17 protein-coding genes and 1 pseudogene are annotated in these 20,803 nt (G+C 74.3%); 10 read left to right on the top strand and 8 right to left on the bottom strand.

Annotated features, from left to right (window positions below):
• From ACWDBE_RS33240 to ACWDBE_RS33225, 4 genes and pseudogenes are all read left to right on the top strand, one after another.
• Positions 1-97: pseudogene (locus ACWDBE_RS33240) on the top strand (electron transfer flavoprotein subunit beta); the annotation flags it as partial.
• Between the two features lie 45 nt (positions 98-142).
• The gene (locus ACWDBE_RS33235; protein ID WP_449809762.1) at positions 143-1,105 is read left to right on the top strand and encodes an electron transfer flavoprotein subunit alpha/FixB family protein; all 963 of its coding nucleotides are present in this window, start codon (positions 143-145) and stop codon (positions 1,103-1,105) included.
• Positions 1,106-1,319: 214 nt separating this feature from the next.
• Positions 1,320-2,741, top strand: a complete 1,422-nt coding sequence (locus ACWDBE_RS33230; RefSeq protein ID WP_449793586.1) for an acyl-CoA synthetase — start codon at positions 1,320-1,322, stop codon at positions 2,739-2,741.
• 300 nt (positions 2,742-3,041) lie between these two features.
• Positions 3,042-3,905 carry a C40 family peptidase gene (locus ACWDBE_RS33225; RefSeq protein ID WP_449809761.1) on the top strand — a complete coding sequence of 288 codons (864 nt, stop codon included), beginning with the start codon at positions 3,042-3,044 and terminating at the stop codon, positions 3,903-3,905.
• Positions 3,906-4,023: 118 nt separating this feature from the next.
• Here ACWDBE_RS33225 and ACWDBE_RS33220 read toward each other — a convergent pair whose 3' ends face one another.
• The gene (locus ACWDBE_RS33220) at positions 4,024-4,938 is read right to left on the bottom strand and encodes a PfkB family carbohydrate kinase (protein ID WP_449793588.1); all 915 of its coding nucleotides are present in this window, start codon (positions 4,936-4,938) and stop codon (positions 4,024-4,026) included.
• A gap of 440 nt (positions 4,939-5,378) precedes the next feature.
• On the opposite strand from ACWDBE_RS33220, the gene ACWDBE_RS33215 reads away from it, so the two are divergent.
• Both ACWDBE_RS33215 and ACWDBE_RS33210 read left to right on the top strand, forming a co-directional pair.
• On the top strand, positions 5,379-6,446 hold the full coding sequence (locus tag ACWDBE_RS33215) for an NUDIX domain-containing protein (RefSeq protein ID WP_449809760.1): 1,068 nt from the start codon (positions 5,379-5,381) through the stop codon (positions 6,444-6,446).
• A gap of 84 nt (positions 6,447-6,530) precedes the next feature.
• Positions 6,531-7,469 carry a DUF4184 family protein gene (locus ACWDBE_RS33210; RefSeq protein ID WP_449809759.1) on the top strand — a complete coding sequence of 313 codons (939 nt, stop codon included), beginning with the start codon at positions 6,531-6,533 and terminating at the stop codon, positions 7,467-7,469.
• Here the strand turns inward: ACWDBE_RS33210 and ACWDBE_RS33205 are convergent.
• Complete coding sequence (locus ACWDBE_RS33205) at positions 7,445-8,809, bottom strand: M20/M25/M40 family metallo-hydrolase (RefSeq protein WP_449793591.1); 1,365 nt, start codon at positions 8,807-8,809, stop codon at positions 7,445-7,447. The genes ACWDBE_RS33210 and ACWDBE_RS33205 overlap by 25 nt on opposite strands.
• 298 nt (positions 8,810-9,107) lie before the next feature.
• Between ACWDBE_RS33205 and ACWDBE_RS33200 the strand changes: the two genes are divergently transcribed.
• Entirely contained in the window at positions 9,108-10,364 is a 1,257-nt protein-coding gene (locus ACWDBE_RS33200) for a geranylgeranyl reductase family protein (RefSeq protein WP_449793592.1), read from the top strand.
• 86 nt (positions 10,365-10,450) lie between these two features.
• Here ACWDBE_RS33200 and ACWDBE_RS33195 read toward each other — a convergent pair whose 3' ends face one another.
• Both ACWDBE_RS33195 and ACWDBE_RS33190 read right to left on the bottom strand, forming a co-directional pair.
• On the bottom strand, positions 10,451-12,754 hold the full coding sequence (locus tag ACWDBE_RS33195) for a glycosyl hydrolase family 18 protein (RefSeq protein ID WP_449809758.1): 2,304 nt from the start codon (positions 12,752-12,754) through the stop codon (positions 10,451-10,453).
• A 183-nt stretch (positions 12,755-12,937) separates the two neighbouring features.
• On the bottom strand, positions 12,938-13,342 hold the full coding sequence (locus ACWDBE_RS33190) for a RidA family protein (RefSeq protein ID WP_449792099.1): 405 nt from the start codon (positions 13,340-13,342) through the stop codon (positions 12,938-12,940).
• 295 nt (positions 13,343-13,637) lie between these two features.
• On the opposite strand from ACWDBE_RS33190, the gene ACWDBE_RS33185 reads away from it, so the two are divergent.
• On the top strand, positions 13,638-14,411 hold the full coding sequence (locus ACWDBE_RS33185; RefSeq protein WP_449792098.1) for an enoyl-CoA hydratase family protein: 774 nt from the start codon (positions 13,638-13,640) through the stop codon (positions 14,409-14,411).
• A gap of 51 nt (positions 14,412-14,462) precedes the next feature.
• Here the strand turns inward: ACWDBE_RS33185 and ACWDBE_RS33180 are convergent, their stop codons facing one another.
• Positions 14,463-15,221 (bottom strand): maleylpyruvate isomerase family mycothiol-dependent enzyme, encoded by a 759-nt coding sequence (locus ACWDBE_RS33180; protein WP_449809757.1) that lies wholly within the window; start codon positions 15,219-15,221, stop codon positions 14,463-14,465.
• A 115-nt stretch (positions 15,222-15,336) separates the two neighbouring features.
• Here ACWDBE_RS33180 and ACWDBE_RS33175 point away from each other — a divergent pair, with 115 nt between their 5' ends.
• Positions 15,337-16,092, top strand: coding sequence for an acyltransferase (locus ACWDBE_RS33175; protein ID WP_449792096.1), 756 nt, complete (start codon positions 15,337-15,339; stop codon positions 16,090-16,092).
• A gap of 159 nt (positions 16,093-16,251) precedes the next feature.
• Here the strand turns inward: ACWDBE_RS33175 and ACWDBE_RS33170 are convergent, their stop codons facing one another.
• Entirely contained in the window at positions 16,252-17,610 is a 1,359-nt protein-coding gene (locus ACWDBE_RS33170) for a PucR family transcriptional regulator (RefSeq protein WP_449809756.1), read from the bottom strand.
• A gap of 149 nt (positions 17,611-17,759) precedes the next feature.
• On the opposite strand from ACWDBE_RS33170, the gene ACWDBE_RS33165 reads away from it, so the two are divergent.
• Positions 17,760-18,740 carry an esterase/lipase family protein gene (locus ACWDBE_RS33165; protein WP_449809755.1) on the top strand — a complete coding sequence of 327 codons (981 nt, stop codon included), beginning with the start codon at positions 17,760-17,762 and terminating at the stop codon, positions 18,738-18,740.
• Positions 18,741-18,845: 105 nt separating this feature from the next.
• On the opposite strand, the gene ACWDBE_RS33160 is transcribed toward ACWDBE_RS33165, so the two are convergent.
• Positions 18,846-19,418 carry a HutD/Ves family protein gene (locus ACWDBE_RS33160; protein ID WP_449792094.1) on the bottom strand — a complete coding sequence of 191 codons (573 nt, stop codon included), beginning with the start codon at positions 19,416-19,418 and terminating at the stop codon, positions 18,846-18,848.
• Between the two features lie 59 nt (positions 19,419-19,477).
• Positions 19,478-20,797, bottom strand: coding sequence for an MFS transporter (locus ACWDBE_RS33155; RefSeq protein WP_449809754.1), 1,320 nt, complete (start codon positions 20,795-20,797; stop codon positions 19,478-19,480).
• Between the last annotated feature and the right edge of the window lie 6 nt (positions 20,798-20,803).

The raw sequence follows: 20,803 nt of genomic DNA, 5'->3' as shown, positions 1-20,803 counted from the left end.
GGCGCGTCCGGCGCGTACCGCGGGCACGGTCGTCAAGGACGAGGGCGAGGGCGGCAAGGCGCTCGCCGGCTTCCTCGCCGACCAGAAGTTCATCTAGTCCCACCCGTTCGCGCATCCAACGATCGATCAGGAGCAACGAATCATGGCTGAGATCCTGGTTCTGGTGGACCACGCCGACGGTGCGGTCCGCAAGCCGACCCTGGAGCTGCTGACCCTGGCCCGCCGCATCGGTGAGCCGTCCGCCGTCGTCCTCGGTGCCGGTGCGGCCGCGGCCGACATCGCGGCGAAGGCCGGCGAGTTCGGCGCGGTGAAGGTGTACGTCGCCGACGGCGCCGAGTTCGCGGACCAGCTGGTCGTCCCGAAGGTGGACGCCCTGGCCCAGATCGCCAAGGCCAACGACGTCGCCGCCGTGCTGGTGACGTCCTCGGGTGAGGGCAAGGAGGTCGCCGCGCGCGTCGCGCTGCGGATCGGCTCCGGCATCATCACCGACGCCGTCGACCTGGAGGCCGGCGACGGCGGCCCGGTCGCCACCCAGTCGGTGTTCGCCGCGTCCTTCCAGGTGAAGTCCAAGGTCACCAAGGGCGCGCCGGTCATCACCGTCAAGCCGAACGCCGTCGCCCCGGAGGCCGCCCCGGCCGCCGGCGCGGTGGAGAACGTGGCCGTGGAGTTCACCGGCAACGCCGCCAGGGTCACCTCGCGCACCCCGCGGGTGTCCTCCGGCCGTCCCGAGCTGACCGAGGCCGCGATCGTGGTCTCCGGCGGCCGCGGTGTCGGTGCCGCCGAGGGCTTCGGCGTGGTCGAGGAGCTCGCCGACGCGCTGGGCGCTGCCGTCGGTGCCTCGCGCGCCGCCGTGGACGCCGGCTGGTACCCGCACAGCAGCCAGGTCGGCCAGACCGGCAAGCAGGTCTCCCCGCAGCTCTACATCGCGGCGGGCATCTCCGGCGCGATCCAGCACCGGGCCGGCATGCAGACCTCGAAGACCATCGTGGCCGTCAACAAGGACCCCGAGGCCCCGATCTTCGAGCTGGTCGACTACGGCGTGGTCGGCGACCTCTTCCAGGTGCTGCCGCAGCTCACCGCCGAGGTGAAGGCCCGCAAGGCCTGATCCCGCAACGACGCCGGAGGGCGTGGCACCGAGTACCGCTCGGTGCCACGCCCTCCGGCATGCCCCCAGCCGCCGTCCGACCGTCCCGGAGCACGGCGGGCGGGGCGGCGCCCGTAGAGTCGGCGCCGGCGCGTGACGCGGAGGCGGACACGCGGGACGAGCGCGTGGCGCACCGGCGCGGCGCGGTGGCGTGGAACGAGGCGAGGACGGTGGCATGGCACTGCTGACGGCACTTCAGGGCGGTTTCGGCGACGCGGCGCGGGCGCTGCGGATCGACGGGCGGGCGCTCTCCCGCGAGGACCTGCTGGGCGCGGCGACCGCCGTAGCCGACCGGGTGGCCGGCGCCCCGGCGCTCGCGGTGCTCGCCCGGCCCACGGTCGAGACCGTCACCGCCGTGGTCGGCGGCCTGCTGGCGGGCGTCCCGGTGGTGCCGCTGCCGCCCGACTCGGGCCCCAAGGAGCGCGAGCACATCCTGCGCGACTCGGGCGCGGCGCTCCTCGCGCACGCCGTCGGGGAGGAACTGCCGCAGGACACCTCGGTGGCGGGGCTGCCGGTGGACCCCGCGCAGCGCTCCGCCACGACCTACGCCGAGCCGGCCGCCGAGTCGACCGGTTTCGTGCTCTACACCTCGGGCACCACCGGCGCGCCCAAGGGCGTGGTGATCCGGCGCGAGGCGATCGCCGCCGACCTGGACGCCCTCGCCGCCGCCTGGCAGTGGACCGCCGAGGACACCCTCGTGCACGGTCTGCCGCTGTTCCACGTGCACGGGCTGCTGCTCGGCGTGCTCGGCGCCCTGCGCACCGGCAGCGCGCTGGTGCACACCGGGCGGCCCACCCCGGCGGGCTACGCGGAGGCCGGCGGCAGCCTGTACTTCGGGGTGCCCACGGTCTGGTCCCGGTTGGCGGCGGACCGGGAGGCGGCGGCCCGGCTCGCCCCGGCCCGGCTGCTGGTCTCCGGCAGCGCGCCGCTGCCCGTCCCGGTGTTCGAGAAGCTGGCGGCGCTGACCGGGCACGCCCCGATCGAGCGGTACGGGATGACCGAGTCGCTGATCACCGTCAGCACCCGGGCCGACGGCGAGCGGCGCCCCGGAAGCGTCGGGCTGCCGGTGGACGGGGTCAGGACCCGGCTGGTCGGCGAGGACGGCGCGCCGGTGCCCAGCGACGGGGAGAGCGTAGGCGAACTGCAGGTCTGCGGCCCGACGCTGTTCAGCGGCTATCTCAACCGGCCGGACGCGGACGCCGAGGCGTGGACGGCGGACGGCTGGTTCCGCACCGGCGACGTCGCGGTGATCGGGGCGGACGGCTTCCACCGGATCGTCGGCCGCGCCTCGGTGGACCTGATCAAGAGCGGCGGCTACCGGATCGGCGCGGGCGAGGTGGAGGCCGCACTGCGCGACCACCCGGCGGTCGCCGACGCGGCGGTCGTCGGCGTGCCGGACGAGGACCTCGGACAGGCGATCGTCGCGTACGTCGTTCCCGACGGCGCCGTGACGGGGGATCAGTTGACGGCCTTCGTGGCGGAGCGTCTCTCGGTGCACAAGCGGCCGCGGCGGGTCGTCCTGGTGCCCGAACTGCCCAGGAACGCCCTGGGGAAGGTGCTGAAGAAGCAGCTGCTGGCGGAGGCCGGCGGCCGCTGAGGAGCGGTGTCCTGACGCCTCCTCGGTTGACGGTCGTTCACCCTGATGTGCCGTCGGTGCTCGCCCCCGGCGCCCCTTCCATTTGGCGCACTCCACTGCGCGCAGTGAGCGGATGCGTGCTTAACGTGACACGCAGGCAGAATCGAACCCCCTGGGCGACGCGCTGCGGCTTCCGGTCGCAGGACCGGAAGCCGCGGCGCGCCGGGCGGGGGCTCTGCCGACAAGCACGGCCACTACCGGCCGGGCACAGCAATCCGCTGCAGTCCGCAGCGATCCGCAGCAGTGAAGGAAGTCAGCACGATGACCACCGTCAACACCGGCGCGCCGGAGGCCGCCGGCGAACCGACCGGGCAGCAGGACGTTGCCACCGCCCGCACCTCCCGTCCGTCCCGCACCTCGCGGCTCTGTCGGGGCATCGCCGTGGTGGCCGTGATCGCGACCGGCACGGGCGTGATCGGCCTCGGCACCAGCGTCAGCCCCGCGGTCGCCGAGTCCGCCCCGGCGCACGCCGGGTGGGACGGCTCCCGGTACTGGTTCAAGAACAGCCAGGGGCAGTGGCGCTGGACCTCGCACTACAGCGTGTACGCGGCCCGCACCGGGGGCGGCTCCGCCTCCGCGGCCAAGGCCACGACCGGCTCCGGGGGGATCAAGGAGGGCTGGGACGGATCGCGTTACTGGTTCCGCAACAGCAAGGGCGAGTGGCGCTGGACCTCGCACTACGACATCTACCTGGAGCGCACCGGCCGCGGCTCCTCGGGGTCCGGGGGCGCGGGCCACACCGAGGACTCGGTCGCGCAGGACCCGAACGTCGAGGCCGCCGTGCAGTTCGCGCTCTCCCAGTTGGGCGTACCGTTCCGCACGGCCGGCAACGGGCCGGACGGCTACGACTGCTCGGGCCTGGTGCAGCAGGCCTTCCGGCACGGCGGGATCAGCCTGCCCCGTGTGGCCAACGACCAGTACGCGGCGACCACGCCGATCAGGGCGAGTCAGCTGCGCCGCGGCGACCTGCTGTTCTGGTCGCCGGACGGGACGGCCCGGGGCATCCAGCACGTGGCGATCTACCTGGGCGACAACAAGTACGTCGAGGCCGCGCGGCCCGGGACCAAGGTCCGGATCTCGGGGATCAGCAGCGGCTACTACCCCGCCTACATGGGGCGCCCGTAGCGGCGTCGCCATCCGCCCATCCGTGGCCGCCGGGTCGTCCGGCGGCCACGGCGGGCGTTCCGCGTGCCGGGCCGGGGCCGGGGCGGGCGATGGGCGGCGGGCGACTTCCGACGCGCGCTCAGAGGTCCGTCGGGCGGGGCAGCGCGCCGCGCGCGCCGAGGCCGGTGACGGCGAAGGCCCCGGCGGCGACGGCGGTGGCAGCCGCGTCGGTCAGCCCGGCGCCGCGGGCGAGTCCGGCGGCGAGGGCGCCGCAGAAGACGTCGCCGGCACCGGTGGTGTCGACCACCCGGACGGTCGGGGCGGGCAGCCGGGCCGGCGTTCCGTCCACGACGACCAGCGCGCCCTCGCCGCCGAGGGTGACCACGGCGCCCTCGGCGCGTTCGGCCAGCGCCCGGGCGGCCTCGGTGACGTCGGCGGCGCCGGTGAGCTGGCGGGCCTCGACGGCGTTCGCGACGACCAGCGGGCGCCGTCCGGTGGGGCCGGTCCGGGGCAGGGCGCCGGCGGGCGCGGTGTTGTGCAACCAGCGGGTGCCGCCCGAGGCGCCCGCGGCGGGCAGCGCGGCGGCGACCGCGCGGATGCACTCCGCGGGGACCTCGTTGCTGGTCAGGACCACGTCGACGGGGAGCAGCCGGAGGCGGCCGAGCACGGCGGTGACCTCCTCCGGGGTGAGGTGGGCGTTGGCGCCGGGGACGACGACGATGCTGTTCTCCCCGGCCGGGTCGACCATGACGATCGCCTGACCGGTGGGCGCGTCCGGGTGGACGAGCACGGCGCCCGTCTCGACCTGCGCGCCGTGCAGATCGGCACGTGCCGCCTCGCCCTCGGCGTCCCGCCCGACCTTGGCCACCAGGTGCGTCGCCGCCCCCATCCGGGCCGCCGCCACCGCCTGGTTGGCCCCCTTGCCGCCGAAACCCCGACCGGCGGCGGTGGCGAGGACGGTCTCGCCGGGGGAGGGGAGCAGGGGGCAGCGGAGGATGCGGTCGGTGTTGACCGAGCCGATGACGACCACACGGCCGGCGGGAAGCAGCTTCATCGTTCCTCTGTACGCGGCGCGGCGCGGGCGGCGCAAGGAGGCCGGCGGTCGGTGGTCGGCGGCCTGAGCGGGTTGGGGGGACGTGTGCGGGCCGGGGCGCGGCATGGGGCGCGCACGCGGGGGCTCGGAGCGTACGGGGAGGAGCGCATGGAAGCGTGCGAGCGGGGCGTGCGCGGCAAGTCGACCCATCGGGCGCCCTGTGCCCTAGCAGTGGTGAAGGGGTGCAATATTGATGTAGACCGGCCTGCATATTTCCATGCATGGCTTCTGACCTGGGCACATGCCGCTGTCACGGGGCAGAGCGGGGCGTGCGGGCGGGCGCGTCGGACAGGCATGGGGAGCGGCGTGGCGCGGGTACCACCACGGGTGGCGCTGGTTCGACCGACGGGGGCGCTGCCCGGTGCGAACGGCATCGGGGGAAGTCGAGGGCAGGGGACGTTGTGATCGTCTGGGTCAATGGCACATTCGGGGCGGGCAAGACGAGTGCCTGCCGTGAGCTGGTGGAACTGCTGCCCGGGAGCGTGCTCTTCGATCCCGAGCTGGTGGGCTTCGGCCTGCGCCGGATGCTCCCGGCCGACCGGCTGGCGACGGTGTCCGACTTCCAGGACCTGGCGGCGTGGCGCCGGCTCGTCCCCGAGACGGCGGCGGCGCTGCTCGGCGAGGTCGGGGGCCCGCTGGTGGTCCCGATGACCCTGCTCAGGGAGGACTACCGGGACGAGATATTCGGCGACCTGGCCTCGCACGGGATCACGGTGCACCACTTCGTCCTGGACCCTGAAGAAACGATCCTGCGCGAACGCATAGCCCACCGCGACGAGTGCCCGGGCGACCCGGAGGGCAGCGAGCGGGTCCGCACCTGGTGTCTCGAACACCTGCCCCGCTACCGCGCCGCCCGCCGCTGGCTGGTCGGCGACGCCCGCATGATCGACACCGGCGAGCTCTCCCCCCGGGAGACCGCGCACCGGATCGCCGAACTGGTCCGGGTCGGCGCCGCCCGCTGTCCGATCGCCCAGACGCCGGACCCGACCGGGGACACAGTGGCCTCCGCCGTCCTGTTCTTCGACGAGCAGGACCGGGTGCTGCTGGTCGACCCGGTCTACAAGCCCGACTGGGACTTCCCCGGCGGGGTGGTCGAGCGCGGCGAGGCCCCCACCGACGCCGCCCTGCGCGAGACCGCCGAGGAGCTGGGCCTGCGTCTGGACCCGTCCACGCTGCGCCTGCTCGCCGTCGACTGGGAGCCGCGCACCGGCCCGCGCCGCGGAGGCCTGCGGCTGGTGTACGACGGCGGCCTGCTGGACGAGGAGGCCCGGCGGAACCTGCTCCTCCAGCAGGAGGAGCTGCGCAGCTGGCGCTTCGTCACCCTGGAGGAGGCCGGCGACCTGCTGCCCCCCGGGCGCTACCGGCGGCTGGCGGCCGCGCTGGACGCCCGGCGGAGCGGGGAGCTGCGGTACCTGGAGGCGGGGAGCCGGGTGGCCGTGGGGCTGGCGAGCACGGCGGACGCGGTGTAGCGGCCGGTCGGCGCGGGGGGCCTGCCGGGCGCCCCGGCGCCTCCCGGCGCGCCGGGTCGCGGTCGCGGGCGGGAGGATGGGGGCATGCCGTTCACGCTGAGCCACCCCGCCGCCGTCCTGCCCCTGCTGCGCGCCGCCGGGGCACGCGGGCCCCTGGTGGCGTCGGCGCTCGTCGCCGGCTCGATGGCGCCGGACGTGCCGTTCTTCGCCGAGTCCCTGCTGCCCGGGGTGTACGGCCACGGCGGGCTGACGCACCGCTGGTGGGCGGTGCCGACGCTGGACGTGGCGGTCGCCGGCGCGCTGGTGGCCGGCTGGCACGGGCTGCTGCGCGGACCGGCGGTGGCGCTGCTGCCCGAGCGCTGGGCGGGTGGCGCCGAGGCGCTGACCGCTCGGAAGGCCGGAGGGGCCCGCGGGCTCGGTGACGCCGGTACGGCCGGCGCGACGGTCCGCGGCGCGGCGTGGTTCGCGGCCTCGGCGGCGATCGGCGCGGCCACCCACGTCGGCTGGGACGCGTTCACCCACGGGGACCGGCTGGGGACGCGGCTGCTGCCCGTGCTGGACCGGCCGGTGGCCGGGGTCCCGCTGTACGAGGCGCTGCAGTACGGCAGTTCGGCGCTCGCCCTGGTGGCGCTGGGCGGCTGGGCCGGGCGTGCTGTGCGGGCCGTCGAGCCGGTGCGGCCGGCCGTGCGGCTCGCGCCCCGGGCCCGGCGGGCGGCCGTCGCGCTGCTCGGCGCGGCGACGGCCGCCGGGGTACTGCACCGGCTCAGCCCGTTGCGGCGGAACCTGGTGCCGGAGGTCTGCTTCGGTGCTGGGGCCGGGCTCGCGGTGGGTGCGGTCGGCTACGCGGCGGTGCTGGCGGCCGCCCGCCGGTTGGGCGGCGGGCGGCCGGACGCCCCGGGAGTCCCCGTGGGGCGCCGCCGCGAAGGCCCGTCAGGCCGACCGGGCCGGGCCGACCAGGCTGGGCAGGCCGACCAGGCCGACCAGGCCGGGCAGGTCCGTCAGACGGAGCGCAGTTCGGCGTAGCGCCGGAGGAACAGCGCCTCGGTGAGCGCCATCTGCTCCAGCTCCTGCGGGTCGACGCTCTCGTTGACCGCGTGGATCTGGGCGGTCGGCTCCTCGACGCCGATCAGCACGATCTCGGCCTGCGGGTAGAGCGAGCGCAGCGTGTTGCAGAGCGGGATCGAGCCGCCCTCGCCGGAGGCGACCATCGCGGTGCCGAAGGCTTCGGCCATCGCCTCGCCCATCGCCTCGTACGCCGGGCCGTTGATGTCGGCGCGGAACGGGGCGCCGTTGCCCTGGCGCTCGATGGTGAGCCGGGCACCGAGCGGGACCTGTGCCTCCAGGTGGGCGACCAGCGCGTCCTGGGCGGCGAGGGTGTCCGTGCCCGGCGCGACGCGCAGGCTGATCAGGGCCTTGGCGGTGGCCTGGACGGAGGAGGTGGCGCCGATCACCGGCGGGGCGTCGATGCCGAGGACGGTGACGGACGGGCGGGCCCAGAGGCGGTCCGCGATGGTGCCGGTGCCGGTCAGCGCGACGCCGTCGAGCACCTTGGCGTCGGAGCGGAACTGCTCCTCCGGGTACTGCACCCCGGTCCAGGTCTGGTCGGTGGTCAGGCCCTCCACCGCGACGTCGCCGTTCTCGTCGTGCAGCGAGGCCAGCATCCGGACCAGGCACTGCAGCGCGTCCGGGGCGACGCCGCCGAAGGCACCGGAGTGGAGGTTGCCGGCCAGCGTGGTGACGGTGGCCTCGACGACCGTCATGCCGCGAAGCGAGGTGGTCACGGTGGGCAGGCCGGGGGCGAAGTTGCCGGTGTCGCCGATGACGATGGCGTCGGCGGCGAGCAGCTCGGGGTGGGCCTCGGCGTAGCGCTCCAGGCCGCCGGTGCCCTGCTCCTCGGAGCCCTCGACGATGATCTTCAGGCCGACCGGGTAGACGTCGCCGTACACCTGACGCAGCGCCCGCAGCGCCGTCAGGTGCATCAGGATGTTGCCCTTGCAGTCGGCGGCGCCGCGCCCGTACCAGCGGCCGTCGCGCTCGGTCAGCTCGAAGGCGGGGCTGAGCCAGGCGTCCTCGTCCAGCGGGGGCTGGACGTCGTAGTGCGAGTAGAGCAGGACCGTCGGCGCGCCCGCGGGGCCGGGCAGCTCGCCGTAGACGGACTGGGTGCCGTCCGGGGTGTCCAGCAGCCGGATGCCGGTCAGGCCCTCGGCGGCGAAGGCGTCGGCGACCCAGCGGGCGGCCTTCTCGCACTCCTCGACCGGGAACTGGCGCGGGTCGGCGACCGACGGGAAGGCGACCAGCTCGGCGAGGTCGGTGCGGGCACGGTCCATCAGGGACCGGACGGCGTCGGCCAGGGGCTGTGACATCGGGGCTCCGGGGGGACGGTCCGCCCTGGGGGTGGTGCGGGCGGAGGAGGTGGTTGGCGGTAGTGCCGATCATAGGCGGAGCGGAACGGCGTGTTCCGGCGGGTGAGGCGCGGGGGAGACGCGGGAGCGGCGCGGGCGCGGGTGAGGCGCGGGCGGGGGCGGGGGCGACGGGAGGCGGGAGGCGGGAGGCGGGCGGGGCTCAGGGGCACCGTCGCGCACCGGCTGACCGTGACCGGGTGGTACCCGCGCGGGGGCGGCGCGTTCGCCCGGCGCCGCCGGACGCATAGGATTGCTCGACGTGACTGACTCCGGAAGCTCCGATTCCCGCAGCCCGCTCGAAAGCCCGGACGAGGGCGGTCCGATCGACGACGCGGCCGCGCCGCCGGACGGCGTCTGGGACGTCGTGGTGGTCGGCGCCGGACCGGCTGGATCCTCGGCCGCGTACGCCGCCGCGGCCCAGGGCCGCCGGGTGCTGCTGCTCGACAAGGCCGAACACCCCAGGTACAAGACCTGCGGCGGAGGCATCATCGGCCCCTCCCGGGACAGCCTCCCGCCGGACTTCCGGCTGCCGCTGCAGGACCGGGTGCACGCCGTCACCTTCGCCTACGACGGCAGGTACACCCGTACCCGCCGGTCCAAGCGGATGCTGTTCGGCCTGGTCAACCGGGACGAGTTCGACCTGCGCCTGGTGCAGGCGGCCAAGCAGGCCGGGGCGGTGCTGGTCACCGGAGTGACCGTCACCGGTGTCGAACAGCGCGGCGGTGAGCACCGCACGGCGCTGGTGACGGCGGGCGACGGGCGCACCTTCGAGGCCCGCGCGGTGGTCGGCGCGGACGGCAGCGCCAGCCGGATCGGTCGGCACGTCGGCGTCACCTTCGACCAGATCGACCTCGGCCTGGAGGCGGAGATCCCGGTGCCGGCGCAGGTCGCCGCCGACTGGGCGGGCCGCATCCACCTCGACTGGGGCCCGCTGCCCGGCAGTTACGGCTGGGTGTTCCCCAAGACCGAGACCAGCAGCCTGACCGTCGGCGTCATCTCGGCGCGCGGTGACGGCGAGCGGACCAAGCAGTACCTCGCGGACTACATCCGCCGGCTGGGCCTGTCCGGGTTCACCCCGCAGGTCGAGTCCGGGCACCTGACCCGCTGCCGCGCCGAGGACTCGCCGCTCTCCCGCGGCAGGGTGCTGGTCGCCGGGGACGCCGCCGGACTGCTGGAGCCGTGGACCCGCGAGGGCATCTCGTACGCGCTGCGCTCGGGCCGGCTGGCCGGTGAGTGGGCGGTGAAGGTGGCCGAGGCGGGCAACGCGGCGGCGGTGCGGCGCGAGGCGCTGAACTACGCGTTCGCGGTCAAGGCCGGGCTGGGCGTGGAGATGCGCGCGGGCAAGCAGCTGCTGAACGCCTTCGAGCGGCGGCCGTACCTGTTCCACGCGGCGGTCTGCCTGGTGCCGGCCGCCTGGCGGGCCTTCGCCCGGACCACCCAGGGGCAGACCTCCTTCTCCCAGGTGCTGCGGCAGCACCGGGCCGCGCGGCGGCTGATGGCGATGGCCTCGCGGTAGTCCGGGTCGTCGCGACGCGGGGCCGGCGCCCCTCCCCGGTGCGGGGAGGGGCGCCGGCCCGTTCTGTTCGTGGCGCCGGCCCGGAGCTACCTGAGCCCGGTGTCCAGCGCGGACATCAGGGTGCCGGACGGGGTGTCGCCGGACATCTCCCAGATCATGCCGCCGAGCAGGTTCTTCGACTTGAGGTAGGCGGTCTTCTGCGTGATCGACCAGGCGTCGTCGAAGCTCCACCACTGCCCGCCGGCTCCCGTATAGCCGTACGTCGCAACGGACTTGGGATCGTGGTAGACCTTGAGGCCGGAGAGGCCGGTGATCAGGTTGTGGTACCCGCGCGTCCCGGCCTCGTCGCTGAACTGCCCCGGTGCGGCTCCGTTCGCGGACTGCCAGGCGCCGTTCGCGCCGCCGTCCGCGACGCTCTGCCAGCCGCGCCCGTAGAACGGGAAGCCGATGGTCAGCTTGCGCGGGTTGACGCCGGCGTTCAGGTACGTCTGGACGGCCGCGTCGATGCTGAAGTGGGTGGCGTAGGGGTCGTTCGGGTCCTGGTAGAGGTTGGAGGCGTGGCCGGTGCGGTTCGGCTCCCAGGAGTTGTCGCTGCCCGAGCCGTGGAAGTCGTAGCCCTGGACGTTGGCGATGTCCAGCGAGCCGAAGATCTTCGAGAGGTCCCAGCCGGCGGCGACCTTCGCCGGGTCGGCCGGGGTGAAGGCGGTGAGCAGCTTGTGCGGGCCGCCCAACGCGTCCAGCTGCTTGCGGAATTCGGCCAGCAGCAGGGTCAGGTTGTTCCTGTCGTTGGCGCTCCAGTGGTTGCCCGGGTGGCCGTCGCCGGAACCGGGCCACTCCCAGTCGAGGTCGATGCCGTCGAAGATGCCCGCGGCCACGCCGTCGCCGCCGGCGCCGTTGTAGGCCGGAAGGTTGCCCTTGATCCAGGTGTCGACGCAGGACTTGACGAACTTCTGGCGGGACGCGTCGGTGGCGGCGGCGTCGGAGAAGTACTTGGAGTAGGTCCAGCCGCCGAGCGAGACGACCACCTTCAGGTTCGGGTACTTGGCCTTGAGCTTCTTCAACTGGTTGAAGTTGCCGCGGAGTTTGCCCCAGCCGTCGTCGGCCACGCCGTCCACCGACTGGTCGGCGCTCATCGCCCGGCCGTAGTCCGCGTCGGCGTCACCGGCGCCGGTGCCCTGGTCCGGGTCCTCCGGGTTGCCGGTGGTGCCCTTGGTGACGCCCGCCATGCAGGTCAGGTTGACCGGATCGATGTTCTCGAAGGCGTAGTTGACGACGTCGAGCTTGGCGGCGGCGCCCGAGGTGTCCAGGTTCTTGACGAAGTACTGGCGGCCGTAGATGCCCCACTGGACGAAGTAGCCGACCCGGGCGTACTTCCCGGCGCCGACCAGGTCCGAGGTGGTCACGGTGAGCGGGGCGGAGGCGGGCGAGGCGTTGTCGGCAGCGTCCCGGGCCTTCACGGTGAACGTGTAGGTGGTCGACGGCGAGAGGCCGCCGACGGTCGCGCCGAGCGTGCCGCCGGTGACCGTCGCGACTTGGGTGCCACCCTGGTAGACGTCGTACGCGGCGACCCGGACGTTGTCGGTGGCGGCGTTCCAGGCGAGCGTCACGTCCGTCGAACCGACCGTCGTGGCCCGGAGGTTGGCCGGTGCGGTGGGCGGCGAGGTGTCGGTCGAGGAGTCGAAGGTGGACGCGGTGACGGACGCGCTGAGCGGGCCGGTGTTGCCGCGGCTGTCCTTGGCCCGGACGCTCAGGGTGTACGAGGTGGCCGGGGTGAGGCCGCCGACCAGCACGCTGGTGGACGGGCTGGAGGCGAGCACGGCGCCGCCGCTCAGCACGTCGTAGGAGACGACCGGGAAGTCCCCGCCGGTGGCCGCCGGCCAGCTCAGCGCGAGCGTGTGCGCGGTGGACTCGGTGACCGTCGGGGTGCCCGGCGCGGACGGCGGGACGTCCGCCGTGCCGTCGCACTTGTCGCCGTTGACACGGCAGTTGAGCGGGGTGGAGACCGGGCCGTTGCCGACGAACCAGAAGCTGTACGGCTCGGTGGTGCTGTGGGCGTTGACGGTGGAGTTGTAGAACGCGGCCGTGGCGGTGACGTGCCGGCCGTTGACGGTCGCCGTGCCGTTGTAGCTGTTGCCGATGGTGACGCCGGCCGGGAGGTCGAACTCCAGGGTCCAGCCGCTCACCGCGGTCGCATTGTCGTTGTGGACGATGTAGGTGCCCTGCCACCAGGAGCCGTTGTCGGCGGTGGTGAAGGTGGCGGTGAGCTTCCCGGCGGCGTTCGCCGGGGCGGCCAGCGCGGTGAGCGCGGCGAGGGGCAGGAGCAGGACGGAGAGCAGTGCGAGCAGTCTGCTGCGCACGCGCGGGCGCCCGGCCCGGGATCGAGCGGACATGGTTCTCCCTGTGGCTGTGGGGGTTGAACAGGGTGACGTAGAACCTTGGTTGATCCGTGATTGGCCCGTGTGCGATCGATGCCTGTGCCGTGGGGAGGCAAGGCATGGGAACTGTAAGAGGACTGGACCAATGCGTCAACAGGTCTGTACCACTGGGGAGAGGGTGCGCGGCGCCTGCGCCGGCTAGTCCCGGACGATCGCCATCGCCTCGATCTCGATCAGCACCTCGGGCAGGAACAGCGCCGCCACCTGCATGGCGGAGGAGGCGGGCAGCGGGCCGGAGCCCAGGCACTCGTCGCGGGCCTCGCGGATGGCCGAGATGTAGGAGATGTCGGTCATGAAGTAGGTGAGCTTCACGACGTCGTCGAAGCCGGCTCCGGCGGCGGCCAGGCAACGGCGCAGGTTCTCGAAGATCTGCCGTGCCTGCGCCTTCGGGTCACCCGCGCCGACCAGGTTCCGGTGCTCGTCGAACGCGACCTGGCCGGACACCTGGACGATTCGGCCGCTGCCGTGGACGACCTGGGTGTAGCCGGTGCCGGGGGCGACACCGGGCGGTTCGGTGATGTGGGTGAGGTGGGAGGCGGTCATGACGCGGATCCTGATCCATGATCCCTCGTGTCCGCAAGCCCGGCCCCGCGGCCTGGCGCTCCGCGGCCCGGCGCCGAGCCGCCCGGCGCCCCGGCGGCTCGGCGCTCCACCTCCGGCAGTTCGCGCAGGAACGGCAGGTCGGCGGAGGGGAATCGGGCGGCCGGGGCGGCCGTCGGACGGGTTGGCTCTGGCCGAGCGGCGGGTGGGCGTGCCAGAGTCGTCCGGGCGTCGTCCGGGCAGCCCCCGGGCCGCGTCCGCAGTCCGACCCACCCTCAGCCGGAAGGCAGGCCCGCCGATGACCAGCGCAGCGCCCCTCGTCCACGTCAGCACCGCCGACGCCGTCACCACGCTCACCCTCGACTCGCCGCACAACCGCAACGCGCTCTCCACCCGGCTGATGGCCGAGCTGCACGCCGGGCTGGCCACCGCCGCGGCCGACCCGGAGGTCCGCGCTGTGGTGCTCGGGCACACCGGCAAGGTGTTCTGCGCGGGCGCGGACCTCTCCGAGGCGACCGGCGCCGACCCGACGGTCGGCCCGCGCGGCCTGGTCGAGCTCCAGCGGGCGATCGTGGACTGCGCCAAGCCGGTGATCGCCGTCATCGACGGGCACGTCCGGGCCGGCGGCCTCGGCCTGGTCGGTGCGGCGGACCTCGCCGTCGCCGGACCGGCCTCGACCTTCGCCTTCACCGAGGTGCGGCTCGGTCTCGCGCCCGCCGTCATCTCGCTGCCGCTGCGCCCGAAGCTGGACCCGCGCGCCGCCTCCCGCTACTACCTCACCGGCGAGGTCTTCGACGCCACCGAGGCCGCCCGGATCGGGCTGATCACCAGCGCCACCGACTCCGCCGAGTCCACCGGCGTGGTCCTGAAGGGCCTGCTGGACGCGCTGCGCCTGGGCTCCCCGCAGGGCCTGGCGGAGTCCAAGCGGCTGGCCAACGCCGAGGTGGTGCGCTCCTTCGAGCGGGACGCGGACGAGCTGGTGGAGCTGTCGGCGCGGCTGTTCGGCTCGGAGGAGGCGCAGGAGGGGATGCGGTCGTTCCTGGAGAAGCGGCCCGCGCGCTGGGTGCGCTGACGGCGGGTCCCCGGGCGGGCCGGCGCCGCGCCCGGGGAACGGCCGTCGCGATCAGATCGCGGCGTCCCGCCAGAGGTCGAGCAGGCTCTCGTCGCCGATCGCCCGGACCTTCCCGGCCCGCCGGGCGGGCAGCCGGTTCCACAGCAGCACGTAGAGCTCGTCGGCGGGGCCGGTGAGGGTCAGGTCGGCCGGCTCGGAGCCCCCGTCGGTGGTGACGGCCGGCGGCTCCTGGGTGATCGTCAGGTGCCAGGAGCCGGCGCCGTCAGTGGCCCGGACCCGGAGGGTGCGCGGCCGGTCGCTGCGCAGCTTGGACCGGCTGCCGGCCATGAGGCCGCGCAGCAGCTCGTCGATGCCGTCCAGGGCGAGCGCGGTGTCCACGGTCGGTCCGGGCACCCCGGCGGCCGCGTCGGCGTCGTGGCGGTGGATGGCGGTCTCGTGGGCCTGGCGCCGGGCCCAGAACGCCAGCGGGCTGGGCGAGGGGAGGAAGCTCCAGCACTCCACGTCGGCGGGCGCCGTGGTGAGCGTGTCCAGCAGGGCGGCATGGCCCTCGCGGTACCAGTCGAGCAGTGCGGCGTCCGAGGGCAGCGGCCCGATGGCGGCCTGCGCGTCCGCCTCGCCCAGCGGCGCCCGCAGGCCCCGGGAGGGGAACGCGGCGGCCCAGCGGTGCACGGAGCCGATGTGCCGCAGCAGGTCCGTCAGCCGCCACTCGGGACAGGTCGGAACGGGGGCGGACAGTTCGGTGCGGGCCGCGGCCTCGGCGAGCCGGATGCCCTCGTGGCGCAGCGCGTCGATGTGCTCGGTGATCTCCATGGGACGGAGTCTTCCACCGCGGTCGGCCGAGGGTTGCGGATTCCGGACATTCCTTCGGACCTTCCGGACGGCTCCCGGCGGACGGGCGGATGCTACGGGCCGGTAACGTGAGCGCATGCCGATAACCCGTTCCCTTTTCTCAGCCGTCCGGACCGGTGGCCGCCGCGCCGCCGGACGCCTCGTCCACCGGGGCTGGCGCTGGGCGCAGCGGACCGGCGCGGTCACCAACCGCAACCCCGGCCCGTACCGGTTCGGCGAGCTGGGGGACGGCACGACGCTCACCTTCCCGCTCGGGGCGGTGTTCAACGAGCAGTGGATCACCATCGGGCCGTTCTCGATCATCGGCGAGCGGGTCACCATCAGCGCCGGGTTCCTGCCCGGGCTCGACCTCGGACCGGAGCCGATCGTGCGGATCGGCGGCGGCTGCGTGATCGGCCGGGACAGCCACGTCGTCGGCCACCAGTCGATCGTCATCGGTGACGACGTGTGGACCGGTCCCGGCGTGTACATCAGCGACCAGGCACACGAGTACCGGGACACCGAGCTGCCGATCGGCAAGCAGTGGCCGCGCAACGAACCGGTGGAGATCGGCGCGGGCAGCTGGATCGGCACCGGCGCGGTGATCCTCCCGGGGGCGCGGATCGGCCGCAACGTGGTGGTCGCGGCGGGCGCCGTGGTGCGCGGCGAGGTGCCCGACCACAGCGTGGTCGCGGGCGCGCCGGCCAAGGTGGTGCGCCGCTGGACCGAGGAGGAGGGCTGGCAACCGCCGCTGCGCCACGACGCTCCGCAGCCGGTGCCGGACGGTGTGACCGCGGAGCAGCTGCGTGCCCTGGTCGGCTGGGACCTGCGGCTGCCGGGGGAGCAGGGCTGACATCGTCGGCCGGGTGCCATGGACGGGTCTGGGTGTCATGGACGGGTCTGGGGGCCTTGGCGTCGGGCTGACTTGGGGGCCCTGAGGGCCTTGGTCTGCTGTGGGTGGCCCTGAGGGTCTTGGTCTGCCTTGGGTGGTTCATGGGCGGGCGGCTTCGAACTAGCTGCTGAGGGAGGACTGTTCGGCGGTGCGGGCGGCGATGGCGGCGGTGATCCGCGGGACGTCGGCGGGGCGGCTCGGATCCAGACCGGTCAGCGCGGCGATCCGGCGCAGCCGGTAGTCGACGGTGTTCGGATGCAGGTGCAGGGCGCTCGCGGTGTGCCGGCGGTTCAGACCCCCGGCCAGATGGGTGTGCAGGGTGATGAGCAACTCCCCGGCCCCGGCCAGCGGTTCGAGCAGCGCGGCGAGCCGGGAGCGGGCCTGGCTGGGCCGGGTGAGCTGGTACTCCAGCAGGACGTCGTCCAGCCGGTGCAGCCCCGGAGGTCGGCCGAACGCCCGTGCCACGTCCAGGACTTCGTGGGCGAGGGCGGCCGCTGCGGGCACGTCGGCGGGGCCGGCCGAGGCGGCTCCGGCCAGTACGGGAGCGCCGGCCGCCCTGGCGGCCGCGGCGAGGGCGGCGGCGAGCAGTGGCCAGGGCGGCTCGTCGGTGTCGCCTACGCCGGTGCCGCCTACGCCGGTGCCGTCCTCGCCGGTGCCCTCCTTGTCCGGGCCGGGTGACGGGCCGAAGGGGATGAGCACCATGCCGCCCGTGGGGGTGAGTGCGGTGAGTGCCGACTGCCGGGTGCGGTGGTCGAGTTCGGCTTCGAACCGGTGGAGCTTGCGGCGGGCGGCGATACCCCGGTCGACGCCGGGGGCGTGTTCGTCGGGGTGGTCGGCGACGGACAGGCAGAGCACGGCGTACCCGGCGGGCAGCCGGAGTCCGGCGTGGTCGGCGGCTTCGTCGTAGGAAGTGCCCGCGAGCAGCGCGCCGAGCAGGGAGCGCCGGGCCGCGCCCCGCCGGTCGGCGGCCGGACGCCGGCCCTCCAGGAAGCCCGCACCGGCGGCGGTGGTCGCCTGGCGGAGCTGGTCGAGCAGCAGCCGGTTGAGGACGAGCAGGTCGGCGGTGTCGCCGTCCCGGGCGCACCGGGTGGCGAACTCCCAGCAGACCTCCAGCCCGAGATGGTGGGCGAGCAGGACGGCGTCCAGTGGCAGGCCCTCCTCGGCGCGCCGGGCGGCTGACTCCCGGACGGCGGCGAACTCCTCGGCGGAGGCCGGGAGTCCGGTCCGTACGGTGTGGGCGAGGGCGCGGATGCGGCGCTCGGTGTCCCTGGTCAGTTCGCCGGCGAGTTGTTCGCGGGGCAGTCGTCGGTAGACCGGTACCCTCTCCAGCAGGGCGGAGACCACGGTCTCGGCCAACTCCCGTGAGCCGCCGAGCAGCCGCTGGTCGGCGGGGAGTCCGCCGATCACGGGGACGCGCCAGTGCGGAGTCCGGCCGGTGGCGTTCGGGGGCGTGCAGTCGGGTGCGTTGTGACCGGTCACAGAGAACACCGTCCAGGTCTGGGGGGCGCCCAAGGGCCGGGCCGGAGGGGCGACCGCATGATGGAGCCCTCGGGTTACCTGTTGGTAACAAACTTCCGCTGTGGAGGCAACAGTTGAGAACCCCACTTCTCCGCTTCTCCGCAATTCCCGTGCGTGGCAGGGGCGGTGGTGCGCTGCGCGGGCTGCTGCTGGCGGTGGCGCTGCTGGTCGGTGCGGCGGTGTCGCCGACCGGCGCGGCCGCTGTGGCTGCTTCGCCTGCCGCGTCACCCGCCGGTTCGCCCGCTGCTTCGGCGGCCGCTCCGCCCGCTGCTTCGGCCGCCGCTTCGGCCGAACTTCCGCCGGACGGTGACACGGTGGCTTCGCCGCCGGGCGCGAACGACTGGACCTGCCGGCCGAGCGCGGCGCACCCCGACCCGGTGGTCCTGGTGCACGGCACCTTCGCCAACCGCTACGAGAACTGGCTGGCGCTCTCCCCGCTGCTGAAGAGCCTCGGGTACTGCGTCTTCGCGCTCGACTACGGGACCGTCCCCGGTGTCACCTCCAGCGGCAGCGGCCTGCTGCTGCCGATCGGCGGCCTAGGGCCGGTCCCGGAGTCGGCGGACCAACTCGCCCGGTTCGTGGACCTGGTGAGGAACGCGACCGGTGCGGCCAAGGTCGACATCGTCGGGCACTCGCAGGGCGGCATGATGCCGAACTACTACCTCAAGTTCCTCGGCGGCGGGTCCAAGGTCGGCAAGATGGTCGGGCTGGCACCGTCCAACCACGGCACGACGCTCGACGGGATCGTCAACCTGACGTCGTTCTTCCCGGGCGTCACGGACCTGGTCTACTCGCTCTGCCAGGCCTGCCGGGACCAGGCGGTGGGCTCCGACTTCAACCGGCTGATGGCCTCCCGGCCGGACACCGTCCCGGGCGTGAGCTACACGGTGGTCTCGACGGTCTTCGACCTGGTCGTCACCCCGTGGCAGACCCAGTTCCTGAACGGTCCGGACGTCGACAACCAGGTGGTGCAGGCGCACTGCCCGGTCTCGCTGGTGGAGCACGTCGCGATCGCGTTCTCGCCGACGGCGCTGCACCTGGTGACCAACGCCCTGGACCCGGCGCACGCCACGCCGGTGCTCTGCGGGTGATGCGATGGTGGCGCTCCTGCCTCCGGGAAGGTCCGGGAGGTGGGAGCGCCGGCCTTCGCCGGTGTGCCGGTCTTCGCTTCTTCCGGGGTGTCGGTCGGTCGGCTGTCAGGGGGTGGCGCGGAAGGTGACGATGGCGGTGGTGCCGTCCGGGTTCAGCTCGTACGCGTCCGGGGTGTCGAGCAACGCGGCGTCGTGGCGGGTGAGTTCGACGCCGTCGACGGTCGCCGTGCCGGCGAGGCAGACCAGGAGGACGGTGCTCCCGTCCGGGACGCCGACCGTGGTGGCCGCCGTCGCCATGCTCACCGTCGCCTCGATCCGCCCGCGACGCGTCATCACGTTGAAGTCCACCACCGGGCCGGCCGGCAGTCGGCAGTCGGTGGTGGCGTCGCCGGAGAAGGCGAACGGCCGGAACGGTGCGTCGACCAGCTGCTCGGCGCCGTCGACGGTGAGCACCATGCCGGCGCCCTCCACCAGGGTGATCACCCGGTCGATCCCGGGGAACGGGGAGAACGGTCCGGCCGTGGCGACGTCGGCGAGGCTGACCCGCCAGTCGAAGGCGTCCAGCCCGGCTCCGGCCGGGAACCCGGCGATCTCCCTGGTCACCCCGCCCCCGTTGAGCCACGCCGTCGCCGGGCGCTCGCTCGCCCGCAGTACCTGGAAGCGTTCGCTGGTCGTCATGGCCCCGCATCCTGTCACATGGCGGATGACCGCTGACAGGTGACAGATTTCATCAGCTGTTATCTGTTAGCTGTCATCCGTCGTCCGTCAGCTCTCGGGTGCCACCCGGACATCCCGTCGCCCGTCGCCCGCCGTCCGACCGACAGTGGCAGGAGCGCAGCCACCGTGGCCGCGAGCGCGACCGTGGTGAGGGCCAGCGGCAGTCCGGCCGCGTCCGCCAGGAAGCCGATCACCACCGGGCCGATCAGCATCCCCCCGTAGCCGAGTGAGGAGGCGAACGCGACGCCCTGCGGTCCGCCCGCCGCGCCGGCCCGGGCGAGGGCGAGCGGGAAGAGGTTGGCCAGGCCGAGGCCGACCAGCACGAAACCGCAGATCGCCACCGGCACCACCGGCGCCAGGGCGGCGACCAGCATGCCGGCCGCCGCCGTCAGCCCGCCGAACAGCATCAGCCGGGTCTGGCCGAGCCTGATGGACAGCCAGGTGCCGCCGACCCGTCCGCCGGCCATCGCGAACGCGTACGCGCCGTAGCCGGTGGCGGCCACCACGGAACTCGCATGGACGTCGTCGGACAGGTGCAGCGTGGTCCAGTCGGCGATCGCGCCCTCGCCGTACGCGGTGCAGAGCGCGGTGAGGCCGAGCAGCAGGACGAGCAGCCGGGTGCGGCCACCGGCGGAGCCCGCGTCCGCCCCCGCGCGGCCCGCGCCGCCCGTACGGCTCGCCCGGTCCGGCGCGACCTGCTCCGCCGCCGGGCTGCGCAGCAGGACGATGCCCGCGGCGATGGTGACGGCCATGCCCAGCACCGCGCTGAGGGCGAGCGCCCACGCGGTGCTCAGCGGTCCGGCGACCAGTCCGCTGACCCCGGTGCCGGCCAGCCCGCCGAAGCTGTACCCGGCGTGGAAGCTGGGCATCACGGGCCGCCGCAGCTGCGCGACCAGGTCGACGGCGGCGCTGTTCATCGCGACGTTGGCCCCGCCGTACCCCGCGCCGAACAGCAGCAGCACCCCGCCGAGCGCCGTGACCGAGTGGGCGTGCGCCGGCAGCGGGACGGCGAGGCTGAGCAGGGCGAGCGAGCCGACGGTGACCGGGCGCGGCCCGTACCGCAGGCAGAGCCGGCCGACCATCGGCATGGTGAGGACGGCGCCGATGGACAGGCAGAGCAGGGCGAGCCCGAGGGCGCTGTGCGAGGCGCTGACCTGGCTGCGGACGTCCGGGATGCGGACGACCCAGGCGGCGAAGAGGAAGCCGTCGATGGCGAAGAACGCGGTGAGGGCGACCCGTGCGGGGCCCCAGGGGCTGTCGGTCGCCGGGGGTGTGCTGCGAGACTGGGAGGAGGGGGCGTCGGGTCCGGTGCGTGAACCGATTTTGTTTCGAAGCGACACAAAGTC

This window comes from Kitasatospora sp. NPDC001132, assembly GCF_053598415.1.
Note: the sequence above shows the minus strand (reverse complement) of the source record. Positions and strands in the feature narration are given on the sequence as shown.